Below are 13,519 nucleotides of genomic sequence, written 5' to 3'. Positions count from 1 at the left end.
TGGGGCGGGAAGGCCGCGGCCCTTCATGAGACGATGAACCGATGCCCCGTGACTGTGCGGGGGACCACGAACGAGGAGAGGACGTAAGCCGGTGACCCCGAGGATCGCGGCCGACGAGGCCCGGGACATCCTTCCCGCGTCGACACCCCAGGAGCGCCTGCGCAACTTCTGCATCATCGCGCACATCGACCACGGGAAGTCGACGCTGGCCGACCGCATGCTGCAGATGACCGGCGTGGTCGAGGAGCGCGCCATGCGCGCCCAGTACCTCGACCGGATGGACATCGAGCGCGAGCGCGGCATCACCGTGAAGAGCCAGGCCGTGCGCATGCCGTGGCAGGTCGACGGCGTCAACTATGCGCTGAACATGATCGACACCCCCGGCCACGTCGACTTCACCTACGAGGTCTCCCGGTCGCTGGCCGCCTGCGAGGGCGCGATCCTGCTGGTGGACGCGGCCCAGGGCATCGAGGCCCAGACGCTGGCGAACCTGTACCTCGCCATGGAGCACGACCTCACCATCATCCCCGTGCTGAACAAGGTCGACCTCCCCTCCGCGGACCCCGAGCGGTACGCGGCCGAGATCGGCCAGCTCGTCGGCGTCGATCCCGCGGACGTCCTGCGCGTCTCCGGCAAGACCGGGCTCGGGGTCGAGGACCTCCTGGATCATCTCGTCAAGACGCTTCCGCCGCCGACGGGGGACGCGGACGGCCCCTGCCGCGCGATGATCTTCGACTCCGTCTACGACACCTATCGCGGCGTGGTGACCTACATCCGCGTCTTCGACGGGTCCCTGACGTCCCGTCAGCGCATCACCATGATGTCGACCCGGGCGCAGCACGAACTGCTGGAGATCGGCGTCAGCTCCCCGGAGCCCCAGCCCACGCAGGGCATCGGCCCGGGAGAGGTCGGGTACCTGATCACCGGGGTGAAGGACGTGCGCCAGTCCAAGGTCGGTGACACCGTCACCAGCTCCGTGCGCGGCGCGACCGACCCCCTGGCCGGCTACTCCGAGCCCAAGCCGATGGTCTACTCCGGGCTGTTCCCGATCGACGGCTCGGACTACCCCGTGCTGCGGGATGCCCTGGACAAGCTGAAGCTGAACGACGCCGCCCTGAACTACGAACCCGAGACGTCCACGGCGCTGGGCTTCGGCTTCCGCGTCGGCTTCCTGGGACTGCTGCACCTGGAGATCATCCGTGAGCGCTTGGAGCGGGAGTTCGACCTCGACCTCATCTCCACCGCCCCGTCGGTCGTGTACCAGGTGGTGATGGAGGACGGCACCGAGGTCGAGGTCATGAACCCCTCGGACTTCCCCAGCGGCAAGATCCGCGAGATCAGCGAACCGATCACCAAGGCCACCATCCTCGTGCCCAGCGAATTCATCGGGGCCGTGATGGAGCTGTGCCAGTCCAAGCGCGGCAACCTCGGCGGCATGGACTACCTCAGCGAGGATCGCGTCGAGCTGCGCTACACCCTGCCTCTGGCGGAGATCGTCTTCGACTTCTTCGACCAGCTGAAGTCGCGCACCCGCGGCTACGCCTCCCTCGATTACGACGTGGCCGGTTCCCAGACCGCCGACCTCGTCAAGGTCGACATGCTCCTCCAGGGCGAACCCGTGGACGCGTTCAGCGCCATCGTGCACCGGGACCAGGCCTACGGCTACGGCGTCGAGATGGCAGGGAAGCTGAAGAACCTCATCCCGCGCCAGCAGTTCGAGGTGCCCATCCAGGCGGCCGTCGGCGCCCGGATCATCGCCCGCGAGAACATCCGCGCGATGCGCAAGGACGTGCTGTCCAAATGCTACGGCGGTGACATCTCCCGCAAGCGCAAGCTCCTGGAGAAGCAGAAGGAGGGCAAGAAGCGCATGAAGAACATCGGATCCGTCGAGGTTCCGCAGGAAGCCTTCATCGCGGCCCTGTCCTCCGACGGCGCCAGCGGCGGCGACGGCAAGGCCAAGGACGGCAAGAAGAAGTGACCCTTCCCGATACCTCCCTCGCCACCACCTCCCTCGTCACCGATATCGCGGGGTCCCCGACTCTGCCGGCCGGTTCCGCCGGGACCATCGAGGCCGTGTGCGTCGTCTCCCAGCTCCGGCCCGATCCGGGCAGCGTGGGCACCACGGGCATCGACAAGCGCCCCGTCGACGGGCCGGTGCCAGTCGCGGAGCTGGGCATGTACGGCGACGTCCAGGCCGATCGCAAGCACCACGGTGGCGCCGACCAGGCCGTCTACGCTCTCGACGCCGCGGAATCCGCGCACTGGGCCGAGGTGCTGGGCCGCGAGGTCCCTGCCGGTTCCCTCGGCGAGAACCTGCACGTCGGCGGCTTTGCCGTGGACGATCTCGAGCTCGGGGCGCGGGTCCGGGTCGGGACCGCTCTGCTGGAGGTGACCGCGCCGCGCACCCCGTGCGCGACGTTCGCCCGGTGGATCGGCCGGGATGATTTCCGCGCCATGTACCACGAGCGCGGCCGTACGGGCGTGTATTTTCGGGTGCTCAGGCCGGGCGCCATCAGGGCCGGCGACGCGATGGTCGTCGACGAGACCCCGGGCCACGGCATCACGGTCGCCGGCGTCTACCGCGGAGCGCGGGACCGGGACCAGGCCCGTCGCCTGGCGGACTGGTCACGCAGCTCCGGCATCGCGCTGCACCGTGAGCTGCAGCGGCGGGTGGAACGTCTGGCACCGGCCGCGGCATGACAGTCCTGGACACCGGCGCCGCCACGGCCGGGGCCCGCACCGCCCCGGCGCGCACTGCCACCTCCTCACCGCGCCCCGGGCGCGAGCTGTCGGTCTACATCCATGTGCCGTTCTGCGCCGTCCGCTGCGGCTACTGTGACTTCAACACGTACACGGCGACCGAGCTGGGCGGCGGCGGCTCGCAGGCGGAGTACCCCGCCAATGCCATGGCCGAGATGGATCTGACCCTCGCCGAGGACGCGGCCGCCGGGTACACCTACGACAGGGTCTCCACGGTGTTCTTCGGCGGCGGCACGCCGACACTGCTGCCGGCCGACGATCTCGTCGCGATGCTCGATCACCTCCGCGGCCTCATCTCGCTGGCCGAGGACGCCGAGGTGACCACCGAGGCCAACCCCGATTCCGTGACCCGGGAGTCCCTGGCCCGACTCGCCGAGGGCGGCATCACCCGCGTCTCCTTCGGGATGCAGTCCGCCGTGCGCTCGGTGCTGGCCACCCTGAACCGCACGCATGACCCCGAGCGCGTTCCGCAGGCGGTGGCCTGGGCCCGCGAAGCCGGGCTCGACGTCAGCCTGGATCTGATCTACGGCACGCCGGGGGAGACCCTCGCCGACGTCGAGACATCCGTGAAGGCCGCCCTGGCCTGCGACATCGACCATCTCTCCGCGTACTCGCTGATCATCGAGGGCAATACGGCGATGGCCCGTCAGCTGCGCCGCGGCGAGCTCCAGGCCCCGGATCCCGACGACATGGCCGACAAGTACGAGCTGGTCGACGACCTCGCCGTCGCGGCGGGGCTCGACTGGTACGAGGTCTCGAACTGGGCGCGCACCCCCGAGCAGCGCTCGCGGCACAACCTCGCCTATTGGCGGGGCGGCGACTGGTGGGGGATCGGCCCCGGCGCGCACCGTCATCGCGACGGGCTGCGCTCCTGGAACCTCAAGCATCCCAGCCGGTACGCGGCCACCCTGGCCGAGGGCTCCCTCCCGGTCGCCGACTCGGAGCAGGTGCCCGACGAGGACCGCGCCGTGGAGCGGATCATGCTCGAACTGCGGATCGCCGACGGGCTGGCCGTGGAGGCCGTTCCCGAGCAGACCAGGGCGATGCTCGCCGTCCACCGCGACCGGGGCCATCTCGAGCCCGAAGCGCTGACCGAGGGACGTGCCGTGCTGACTCGTCAGGGTCGTCTGCTCGCCGACGCGGTGATCCGCGACCTCGTGTCCTGAGCCGACGGTTGCAGCGCGCTGGCGCCGGGAACGACGCGATGCCGCTTTCGCGAGCACCGTGATGCCGGCGCCTGGAGTGACGTCATGCTGCTCGTTCTGCTGTGTGCGCCGCGTTCGTCGTAGCTGGTGACCACCGACGGGACGTGAATCGAGGGTGCCCGGTGTATAGGGCGGCAGATGCGATCCACGTCCCGCTGACGGTCACGGCCGGCCCGGTCCGCGGACCGGGCCGGGACGTCACTTCACCAGACGCAGGTTCACCGGGTAGTTCCACCATTCGCCCTGGTATGCCTTCACCGCGCCGATGATGGCGAAGATCGCCTGGACCACCTGGGGGATGAACAGCAGACCGAACAGGAACGACCCGATCCCCAGGGTGATGACCGTGATGATCGCGAAGGCGATCCCCAGGACGAAGGACGTGATCATGGCGGCGATCGTGCCGTTCAGCGCCTCGGCGCCGTTGTAGCGCACGAACCGGTTCCGATCCTTGAAGATCACGAACAGGACGATCTGCGCGACAAGGCCGCCGAAGAACGGGATCGCGAACTGCAGCAGGGCGGCGAGGTGGACCACGAGAGCCCACGTCCTGGCATCAGAATCCTGCATCGGCTGACCGCTCAGCGGGCCATCGTGCACGCCCTTGATTCCCGGGGGCGGCGTGTTGAGGTCGGCCGCTCCGGGCGCTCCGCCCTGAGCGCCGTGGCTCTGCTGCCCGTACTGACCCTGGGCACCGTACTGGTGCTGACCGCCGGGCTGACCCTGCGCGCCGTACGGGTTCTGCGGGCCGCTCTGGCCGGGGACACCGCCGGGGTAGCCACCCTGTCCGGCACCGGCACCGGCACCGGCGCCGGCACCGGAAGCCGGCGCGGCGTAGTGGGGCTGGCCATCTGCCGACGGCGGGACCTCATACGGATCCTGGGCAGCGGGTGAAGCGGGCACCCCGTACGGGTCCTGTGCGCCTGCCGGTCCGGAGGCCGAAGGGTCCTGGGCGGGCGGCACCGAGGCGGTTCCTCCGGGCGAGGTGGCCGCGGCCTGGGAGCCGGCGTCGTACGCGTACGGGTCGTGCGGGTGCAGGGCCGGATCCGAGGTGGGGCTGCCCACTTCCTCGTCGCCGGCGGGACCGCGAGGCGACGCCTCGGTCTGCCCGGCGCCGGCCTCGTCAGCGGCCGCGGACTGCGAGGCCTCGGCAGGGCCCGCGCCGGGCACGGACTGACCGGTCTCCTCGTGCGAGCTGCCGTCGGCCGGAGCGGGATCGGAGCCGGGTGCCGGAGTGGCGGGCTCGGTGCCGAACGGATCGTGTGGATGCGGAGTCTGGCTCATGATTCCCTCTTCGAGGACGGGCCGGCCCCTCGGGCCGGCGTCGGGCTGACACGACCAGCCTAACGAGCGCAGTGGCCCAGGTCTCCAGGGCGAACCGCCGGGTCCGGTGGGGGATTTCCCCCGCTGAATCAGCTGGGGTCGACCGTCACGAAGTCGATGAGCTCCTCGATGCGTCCGGACAGAGAGGGCTCGACATCTGCGTACGAGCGCACGGCCGCCAGGATCCGCTGCCAGCCCTGGCCGATGTCTGCCTTGTCCGCGTGGGGCCAGCCGAGCGCGGCGAGCGTGCCGACCTTGATGTCGGTGCCCTTGGGGATGTGGGGCCACGTCGTCAGGCCCACCCGAGCAGGTCGCACCGCCTGCCACACATCGACGTAGGGATGCCCGAGCACGGAGACGTTGCCCCGCGCACCGGGAAGCCTCATCACCTCGGCGGCGATCCGCGATTCCTTGGAGCCGGGCACCAGATGGTCCACGAGGATCCCGAGCCTGCGGCCGGCAGACGGCCCGAAGTCCTGGACCCGCTCGACGAGGTTGTCGGCGCCTTCGAGCTGCTCTACGACGATGCCCTCGATGCGCAGGTCATGGCCCCACACCTTCTGGATCAGCTCGGCGTCGTGGGTGCCCTCGACCCAGATCCGCGACGCGCGCGCGGTGCGGGCCTTCGCCCCCTCGACATAGACCGAGCCGCTCGCGGAGCGCTTGCGCACCGGGGCCTGGCTGCGCGGCGCGGGACGGGTGAGCACGACCGGCTTGCCGTCGATCATGAAGCCGGGGCCCAGCGGGAAGGTGCGGCGCTTGCCGCGGCCGTCCTCCAGCTCGACGATCAGCTCACCGGCGATCTTCTCGACGCGGGTGATGGCCCCGGTGAAGCCCGTCGAGGCCTCCTCGACGACGAGGTCGCGCTGCGCGGCGACCTCACGGGCCACGGGGCGGCGGCGATGATGAGCGGGCGGACCGGAGGAGAGCACGTCGGAGCCGTACCGGTCAGGGAAGCGATCGGATGCTGCAGGCACGCGCGACACCGTACACCGGTGGCGAACACCTCCCTGCGAGCCCCGCCGGGGACGCGTAGGATTGGCACTCGGCAACGGTAGGTGCCAGCCTCGCTCCCGGTGGTCCGTCGGCGTCCAGGAGCCCGTCGGCCCGCGAGCGGCTCGAGCACCGGCCGGAAGCCGACATCGAGATCGAGATCTCCGTACGCAGAGCAGGAGGTGAGGGACACGGACGCCCGGAAGCTGCAGATCCTCGGCGCGATCGTCGAGGACTACGTCTCCACGCGTGAGCCCGTGGGCTCCAAGTCCCTCCTGGAGCGGCACGAGCTCGAGGTCTCCGCCGCCACCGTGCGCAACGACATGTCGGTGCTGGAGGAGGAGGGGCTGATCCATCAGCCCCACACCTCGGCCGGCCGGGTTCCCACGGACAAGGGCTACCGCGCCTTCGTCGACCACGTGGCGACGGTCAAACCGCTCTCGGCCCCCGAGCGCCGGGCCATCCAGACCCTGCTCGAGGACGCCGGTGACGTCGAGGAGCTGCTCGGGCGCACGGTGCGGCTGATGGCTCAGCTCACCCAGCAGGTGGCGATGGTCCAGTACCCGGCGCGCCGCCAGGCCCGGATCCGTCATGTCGAGCTGGTCAAGGTCGCCGAGTCCCTGCTGCTGATCGTGCTGATCACCGAGTCCGGCCGCGTCGATCAGCGCACCGTCCCGGTGCTGGCCGCCCGGCCTGCCGAGTTCTACGTGGATCTGCGCGACCAGCTGAACCGCTACATCGCCGGCCGCGAGGTCACCGACCTCGAGCGGCCCGTGGCAGACCTGCTGGAGGTCACCCCGCACGCGGACAAGGCCTCCGTCGCGGAGGTGACCGAGGCGCTGTCGGCCCTCGCCGCCACCCGCGCCGAGGACCGCATCATGCTCGCCGGGACCGCCAACATCGCCCGCTCCGCCGAGGACTTCGCGCGGGATGTGGAGCCGTTGCTGGACGTGCTCGAGGAGCAGCTGGTGCTGCTGCGGCTGTTCACCGAGATGCACGCCTCGCCGGGGTCCGTCGAGGTGCGCATCGGCTCGGAGCTGGAGGACCAGGTCCTCCAGCAGGCGGCCGTGGTGGGCGCCGGGTACGGTGCCGGCTCGCACCTGGCGATCCTCGGCCCCAGTCGTATGGACTACGTCAGCGGGATCTCCACCGTCCAGGCCATCGCCCGGTACGTCTCCCGGTATCTCGAATGACCCGCGCGTGCGCGCACGCCTCGCACCGCGTTCCCGACCGCAAGCACCCATCGCCCCGCGCCCGCTCGCCGCACGCCGCGGCCCCCGGACGCCCCGACTCCCCGGTAAGGATCCTTCACCGTGAACGATGACTACTACGAGCTCCTCGGCGTCTCCCGCGACGCCTCCACCGAGGAGATCAAGAAGGCGTACCGGAAGCTCGCCCGCACCCTCCACCCGGACGTGAACCCCGATCCCGAGGCCTCCGAGCGGTTCAAGAAGGTCTCCCAGGCCTACGAGACGCTCTCGAACCCCGACAAGCGCCGCCAGTACGACATGGGCGGCGGCCCGGGCATGGGCGGCGGGTTCCCCGGCGGCGGTGGCGCCGGATTCGACTTCAACGACATCTTCGACATGTTCGCCGGCGCCGCCGGCATGCGCGGCCGCGGCCAGGGTCCGGTGCCCCGTCAGCGCCGCGGCGGCGATGTCCTGCGCCGGGTCAAGATCGACCTGCGCGACGTCGTCTTCGGCACCGAGGAGGAGGTCACCTTCCGCACCGCAGTGCGCTGTGAGCGCTGCGACGGCTCCTGCTGCGAGCCCGGCACCAGCCCCACCCGCTGCACCGCCTGCAACGGCAGCGGCCACGTCCAGCGCGTCGCCCAGTCGCTGCTGGGCCAGATGGTGACCATGGCACCGTGCCCGACCTGCGAGGGCCACGGCGACGTCATCGAGTCCCCGTGCACCGCCTGCTCGGGCCACGGACGCACGCCCGCTGAGCGCAGCGTGACCGTGCGCATCCCCTCCGGCGTCGAGAACGGCACCCGCATCCAGCTGCGCGGCGAGGGCGAGACCGGTGAGGCCGGCGGTCCTGCCGGCGACCTGTTCGTCGAGCTCGCGGTCAACGAGCACGAGATGTTCGAGCGCGACGGCGACGATCTCGTGGTGACCATGTCCGTGCCCATGACCTCTGCCGCCCTGGGCGCGACGATCCCGCTGGAGACCTTCGACGGCACCGAGGAGATCGACGTCAAGCCCGGGTCCCAGCCCGGCGAGGAGATCACCCTCAAGGGCCTCGGGGTGACTCCGCTGCGCCGTGAGCGCCGCGGCGACATCCGCGTCGTCCTGGACGTCTCCGTGCCGACCTCGCTGAGCGACGAGGAGCGGGAGCTGCTCGAGCAGTTCGCCGCGATGCGGGGAGACGAGAGCACCCGCCGCCGCGGCCACGGCCCCTTCGCCAAGCTCCGCGACCGCCTGCGCGAGTTCTGAGCCGGCGCCGACGGGAGAGGTGAGCGCCCATGCCGACGACCCCGCCCGGCTTCCTGGTCCTCGATGATGCCCTTGCCGCCGCCCGCGCGGGTGAGGCGCTCACGCTCGACGGCGACGAGGGCCGGCACGCGGCAAAGGTGGCCCGCATCGGCGTGGGCGAGCAGGTGCTGCTCACCGACGCCCCCGGCCGGCAGGTCCTCGCCGAGGTGACCGTCGCGCACAAGGACGCCCTGGAGCTGGAGCTGCTGGCCGATCCGACGCCGGCCGTGCAGCGGCTGCCCCTGCTCAGCCTCGTCCAGGCACTGGCCACCGGTGGCCGCGATGAGCAGGCGATCGAGTCCGCGACCGAGCTGGGCGCGGATCGGATCGTGCCGTGGATCGCGCAGCGCTCCGTCTCCGTCTGGCGCGGGGAGAAGCTGCGCAAAGGCAGGCAGCGCTGGGCCGGGACCGTGCGAGCGGCCGTGAAGCAGTGCCGCCGTGCGGGGATCCCCGCGGTCGACGAGCCGGTGACGACCAAGGAGCTCGTCGCCGACGTCAGGTCGCGCACCGAGGGCGGCTCGCTGGTGCTGGTCCTGCATGAGCAGGAATCGGTGGGCCTGATGGACCTCGCCGATCAGCTGCGCCGGGCGAGCGAGGACGGCACCGAGGAGATCATGGTGGTGGTCGGGCCCGAGGGCGGCATCTCCCCGGAGGAGCTGGACGCCCTGCATGCGGCGGGCGCCCGCTCCGTCCTGCTCGGTCCCGAGGTGCTGCGCTCCTCGACCGCCGGTCCCGCGGCACTCGCGGTTCTCAGCAGCCTGGTGGGGCGCTGGGGCTGAGCCTGCGGCGGGAGTTGACCAGCCAGGGTGCGCGAGAACCTCGCGCGGGAGCCTCGATCAGCCCGCGTGCGCGGGAACCTCGGCGGCCAGGGCCTCGGCGGCCTCGTGCAGCTGAGCGACCTTCTCCTCGCGGACCGACAGCTCGCCCTCGGCCGAGAGGTCCTCGCCGAAGCCCAGCCCGATGGTGTCCACCACGTCTGCGCCGACGCGCGTCATCAGCGCCTCCAGCACCGGCAGCACCTCGTTCGCATCCCGCCAGCCGTAACCGATCAGCAGGGTGGGCAGGTCGTTCCACTCGGCGTAGAGGAAGTCGATCGCGTTCTTCAGGGCGCCGGGGTAGGAGCCGTTGTACTGCGGGGTGAGGATGACGGTGGCATCCAGCGCGGCGATACGCTGCGCCCAGCTGCGGCCGTGAGCGGTCGTCTTGTCCCCACCGGCCCGAGGGGCGACGGGCTCGTCGAAGGCGGGGAGTGCGACCTCGCGCAGGTCGATGAGGTCCACGTCGAAGCGGTCGCCGACGGTCTCGGCGACCCACTGGGCGACGTGCTCCCCGACACGGTTGGGGCGGGCACTGGCGATGATGATTCCGAGCTTTGTCATGATGATTGAACGTTCTCATACATCGGCCGGGGTATGGCCAGCTGGTACGCGCCGCGTGTGCGATGACTCGCTCCCGGCCGGTACCGCTCCCGTAGACTTCGGGCATGGGAAACATCGCCGCCGACGACCGCGACCCCGACTGCATCTTCTGCAAGATCGTGGCCGAGGAGATCCCCTCGGACCGCGTGTACGAAGACGATCAGGTGATCGCCTTCCGGGATCTGCATCCGAAGGCGCCCCTGCACGTTCTCGTGGTCCCGCGCCGGCACCGGCGCGACGTGAGGGAGCTGGCCGAACAGCCCGAACTGCTCGCCCGCACCGCCTCCGTCGCCTCGAAGGTCGCCTCGGATCTGGGCGATGGCGATTTCCGTCTGATCTTCAACACCGGCGCCAGCGCCGGGCAGACCGTATTCCATGTGCACGCGCACGTCCTCGCGGGCGGATCGCTCGCAGAAGAAGAGATGTGACCGACTTTGACTGATGCTGTGAACCCGCCCCCGGGCCGCACCCCCGAGGTGCATGAACGGAGGCTGGCGATCCCCGATCACCTCAGCCCGTTCCAGGTGCTCGGCGAGAACGATCAGGCCCTGGCTGCCCTCGAGGACGCCGTCCCCGACACCGATGTCCACGTGCGCGGCCACCAGGTCACCCTGCGCGGTACCGAGGACGCCCTGCGCCGCAGCGAGCACATCATGCGCAGTCTCATCGGACTCGCCGGCAGCGGTCAGGCCGTCACCGCCGAGGCCGTCCAGCGCGCGGCGAACCTGTACGGCGACGAGCGTGCCCAGGGCGAGCAGCTCGAACAGGTGCTCTCGCGCACGATCCTCTCCTCCCGCGGGCGCAGCATCCGCCCCAAGACCCTCGGACAACAGAAGTACATCGAGGCGATCGAAACCTCGACCATCACGTTCGGCATCGGCCCCGCCGGCACCGGCAAGACCTATCTCGCCGTCGCCATGGCGGTTCAGCAACTGCTGAACAAGGAGGTCAACCGGATCATCCTCACGCGGCCCGCGGTGGAGGCGGGGGAGCGGCTGGGATTCCTCCCGGGCTCGCTGAACGAGAAGATCGATCCCTACCTGCGTCCGCTCTACGACGCGCTGCACGACATGCTCGATCCCGAGTCGATCCCGCGGCTGATGGCCGCCGGGACCATCGAGGTCGCACCGCTGGCCTACATGCGGGGGCGCACCCTGAACGACGCCTTCGTCATCCTCGACGAAGCGCAGAACACCACGCCCGAGCAGATGAAGATGTTCCTGACCCGCCTGGGCTTCAACTCCACCATGGTCGTCACCGGCGACGTCACCCAGGTCGACCTGCCCGGCTCCCAGAAGAGCGGACTGCGGGTCGTCGAGCAGGTCCTCTCCGGCGTCGGCGACATCTCGTTCTGCCGGCTGTCCCCGCGCGACGTGGTCCGCCATCGGCTCGTCACCGACATCGTCGAGGCCTACGGACGCTGGGAGGTCGGCCCCGGCGGCAACCGCGAATCCCGACGCCGCGCCACGAAGGGCAATGGATCATGACCATCGAGATCCGCAACGAGACCACCACCAGCGTCGACGAGCGCGAGTTCGTCGAACTCGCCCGCTTCGTGTTCGAGACGATGCACCTGAATCCGGCCACCGAGATGTCGATCCTCTTCGTCGACGAGGAGGCGATGGAGAAGCTCCACGTGCAGTGGATGGACGAGCCCGGGCCCACCGATGTGCTGAGCTTCCCCATGGACGAGCTGACTCCGGGCACTCCCGAGCATCCGGCGCCGGAGGGTCTGCTCGGGGACGTCGTCCTGTGCCCCAGCGTCGCGGCGAAGCAGGCCGCCACGGCCGGCCACAGCGCCGTCGAGGAGATGATGCTGCTGACCTGTCACTCCATCCTCCACCTGCTGGGATACGACCACATGGAGGAGGACGAGCGCCGCGTCATGTTCGACCTCCAGCGCAAGCTGCTGCTGACGTTCCTCGCGTCCCGGCGCGAGAGGTGACCGCCGACCCCGCGCCGCGTCCCATCCCGCGGGACGGACCACGCACATGCTGACCGGTGCCCTCCTCATCCTGACCCCGCTGGCGCTGGCGGCACTCGTGATCGCTGCCCTGCTCGGCGCCGTCGACTCCGCGCATCTGGTCGTCTCCCGCGGGACCCTGGAGAAGGCCGTCGGGGACCGGCCGGCCCCGGTCCGGGACCGTGTCCTGGCCCAGCACGCCGATGCCGCACGCACCCTCGCCTCGGTCGCGCTCGGTCGCGTGCTGGCAGAGACCCTCGCCGTCGTCTCGGTCGCGGGCATCGCCTACACCGCCCTGGACGTCCCCGGCGCAGCGGGATGGGTACTGCCCGCCCTGGTCACCGTGGTGATCGCCGGGACGCTGCTGCTGACGGTCCTCGCGATCTCCCCGCGAGCCATCGGCCGCCGCCGACCCGAGTCGGTCCTCATCGCCAACCGCCTGCTGGTGGCCGCGGCCCGCGGGCTGCTGTGGCTGCCCGCCGGCGCGCTGGCACGGGTCGGGCAGAACCGCGCAGCGTGGTCCGGTGGGCAGGAAGGCGGCGAGGACGGTGCCGAGAACGCCCGTCGCAGCGTCGACCGCGCCCTGGAGGACGAGCACGTCGCCGACGGCGAGCGGGACATGATCCAGGGAGTCTTCGACCTGCGCGGCACCATGGTGCGGGAGCTGATGGTCCCCCGGACCGACATGGTGGCGATCGCCGAGGACGCCCCGGCGCAGGAGGCTGTCCGCCTGTTCGTGCGCTCGGGCTTCTCCCGCATCCCGGTGATCGGCGAGAGCGCCGACGATCTGCGCGGCATGCTCTACGTCAAAGACGTGCTCAAGGCGATCCATTCACCGTGGGATCCGAGCCCGGACCGTCCTGTCGCGGAGATCATGCGTCCCGCCCGGTTCGTGCCCGAGTTCGTCGCGGCCGACGAGGTGCTGCGGCAGATGCAGACCAGCCACGTCCACATCACCGTGGTGGTCGACGAGTACGGCGGCGTCTCCGGCATCGTCACCATCGAGGACATCCTCGAGGAGATCGTGGGCGAGATCGCCGACGAGCACGACCCTGCCGAACCCGAGATCGAGGACCTCGGGGACGGCCGCTACCGTGTGCCCGCACGGGCCGGGCTCTCGGAGGTCGGCGAGCTCTTCGACCTCGAGATCGAGGACGACGACATCGACAGCGTCGGCGGGCTGCTGGGCAAGGTGACCGGCCACGTGCCTATCGTCGGCTCCCGCGCCGAGGCGTACGGACTCGCCCTGGAAGCGGAGCAGACCGCAGGGCGACGCCGCCGACTCTCCACCGTGATCGTCTCGCGGGCGCAGCCGCACGAGGACCCAGCGGCGGAGACCGACCAGGAGGACGAAGATGACTGATCACCAGGACAGCAATG

13 protein-coding genes are annotated in these 13,519 nt (G+C 70.5%); 10 read left to right on the top strand and 3 right to left on the bottom strand.

Annotated elements, in window-relative coordinates; translation table 11 throughout:
* The first annotated feature begins 91 nt into the window (after positions 1-91).
* Genes lepA through hemW form a run of 3 tightly spaced genes read left to right on the top strand, consistent with a single transcriptional unit; the run spans position 92 to position 3,926 of the window.
* A complete protein-coding gene (gene lepA, locus ACFQS2_RS13025; RefSeq protein WP_377016797.1) occupies positions 92-1,978 on the top strand; it encodes a translation elongation factor 4 in 1,887 nt (628 codons plus the stop codon).
* Positions 1,975-2,700 carry an MOSC domain-containing protein gene (locus ACFQS2_RS13020; RefSeq protein WP_377793997.1) on the top strand — a complete coding sequence of 242 codons (726 nt, stop codon included), beginning with the start codon at positions 1,975-1,977 and terminating at the stop codon, positions 2,698-2,700. Before lepA ends, ACFQS2_RS13020 begins: the two co-directional genes overlap by 4 nt.
* On the top strand, positions 2,697-3,926 hold the full coding sequence (hemW, locus tag ACFQS2_RS13015) for a radical SAM family heme chaperone HemW (RefSeq protein ID WP_377793996.1): 1,230 nt from the start codon (positions 2,697-2,699) through the stop codon (positions 3,924-3,926). Before ACFQS2_RS13020 ends, hemW begins: the two co-directional genes overlap by 4 nt.
* 237 nt (positions 3,927-4,163) lie before the next feature.
* Here hemW and ACFQS2_RS13010 read toward each other — a convergent pair whose 3' ends face one another.
* A complete protein-coding gene (locus tag ACFQS2_RS13010) occupies positions 4,164-5,249 on the bottom strand; it encodes a DUF4870 domain-containing protein (RefSeq protein ID WP_377793995.1) in 1,086 nt (361 codons plus the stop codon).
* A 128-nt stretch (positions 5,250-5,377) separates the two neighbouring features.
* A complete protein-coding gene (locus ACFQS2_RS13005; RefSeq protein WP_377793993.1) occupies positions 5,378-6,274 on the bottom strand; it encodes a DUF3097 domain-containing protein in 897 nt (298 codons plus the stop codon).
* A 189-nt stretch (positions 6,275-6,463) separates the two neighbouring features.
* Here ACFQS2_RS13005 and hrcA point away from each other — a divergent pair, with 189 nt between their 5' ends.
* From hrcA to ACFQS2_RS12990, 3 genes are all read left to right on the top strand, one after another.
* Positions 6,464-7,474 (top strand): heat-inducible transcriptional repressor HrcA, encoded by a 1,011-nt coding sequence (hrcA, locus tag ACFQS2_RS13000; RefSeq protein WP_377016807.1) that lies wholly within the window; start codon positions 6,464-6,466, stop codon positions 7,472-7,474.
* Between the two features lie 120 nt (positions 7,475-7,594).
* Entirely contained in the window at positions 7,595-8,719 is a 1,125-nt protein-coding gene (dnaJ, locus tag ACFQS2_RS12995; RefSeq protein ID WP_377016809.1) for a molecular chaperone DnaJ, read from the top strand.
* Between the two features lie 29 nt (positions 8,720-8,748).
* Entirely contained in the window at positions 8,749-9,537 is a 789-nt protein-coding gene (locus ACFQS2_RS12990) for a 16S rRNA (uracil(1498)-N(3))-methyltransferase (RefSeq protein WP_377016811.1), read from the top strand.
* 57 nt (positions 9,538-9,594) lie between these two features.
* Here the strand turns inward: ACFQS2_RS12990 and ACFQS2_RS12985 are convergent, their stop codons facing one another.
* A complete protein-coding gene (locus ACFQS2_RS12985) occupies positions 9,595-10,137 on the bottom strand; it encodes an NADPH-dependent FMN reductase (RefSeq protein WP_377793992.1) in 543 nt (180 codons plus the stop codon).
* Positions 10,138-10,241: 104 nt separating this feature from the next.
* Between ACFQS2_RS12985 and ACFQS2_RS12980 the strand changes: the two genes are divergently transcribed.
* From ACFQS2_RS12980 to ACFQS2_RS12965, 4 genes are read left to right on the top strand one after another with little or no spacing between them, the layout of a single operon-like run.
* The gene (locus ACFQS2_RS12980) at positions 10,242-10,604 is read left to right on the top strand and encodes a histidine triad nucleotide-binding protein (RefSeq protein ID WP_377793991.1); all 363 of its coding nucleotides are present in this window, start codon (positions 10,242-10,244) and stop codon (positions 10,602-10,604) included.
* Positions 10,605-10,610: 6 nt separating this feature from the next.
* Positions 10,611-11,663, top strand: coding sequence for a PhoH family protein (locus tag ACFQS2_RS12975; RefSeq protein ID WP_377016817.1), 1,053 nt, complete (start codon positions 10,611-10,613; stop codon positions 11,661-11,663).
* A complete protein-coding gene (gene ybeY / locus ACFQS2_RS12970) occupies positions 11,660-12,121 on the top strand; it encodes an rRNA maturation RNase YbeY (protein WP_377793990.1) in 462 nt (153 codons plus the stop codon). The genes ACFQS2_RS12975 and ybeY overlap by 4 nt, the downstream gene beginning before the upstream one ends.
* A gap of 46 nt (positions 12,122-12,167) precedes the next feature.
* Positions 12,168-13,502, top strand: coding sequence for a hemolysin family protein (locus ACFQS2_RS12965; protein ID WP_377793989.1), 1,335 nt, complete (start codon positions 12,168-12,170; stop codon positions 13,500-13,502).
* Positions 13,503-13,519 lie beyond the last annotated feature (17 nt).

The sequence above is a fragment of the Brachybacterium sp. GCM10030267 genome, assembly GCF_042666875.1.
Lineage (GTDB): Bacteria > Actinomycetota > Actinomycetes > Actinomycetales > Dermabacteraceae > Brachybacterium.
The sequence above is the reverse complement of the archived record's forward strand: the minus strand, read 5'-3'. Positions and strand labels throughout refer to the sequence as shown.

Coding starts and splice junctions, on each gene's coding strand:
- hemW (WP_377793996.1), top strand. CDS start 2,697: ATGACAGTCCTGGACACCGGCGCCGCCACGGCCGGGGCCCGCACCGCC.
- ACFQS2_RS13010 (WP_377793995.1), bottom strand. CDS start 5,249: ATGAGCCAGACTCCGCATCCACACGATCCGTTCGGCACCGAGCCCGCC.
- ACFQS2_RS12990 (WP_377016811.1), top strand. CDS start 8,749: ATGCCGACGACCCCGCCCGGCTTCCTGGTCCTCGATGATGCCCTTGCC.
- ACFQS2_RS12985 (WP_377793992.1), bottom strand. CDS start 10,137: ATGACAAAGCTCGGAATCATCATCGCCAGTGCCCGCCCCAACCGTGTC.
- ACFQS2_RS12980 (WP_377793991.1), top strand. CDS start 10,242: ATGGGAAACATCGCCGCCGACGACCGCGACCCCGACTGCATCTTCTGC.
- ybeY (WP_377793990.1), top strand. CDS start 11,660: ATGACCATCGAGATCCGCAACGAGACCACCACCAGCGTCGACGAGCGC.
- ACFQS2_RS12965 (WP_377793989.1), top strand. CDS start 12,168: ATGCTGACCGGTGCCCTCCTCATCCTGACCCCGCTGGCGCTGGCGGCA.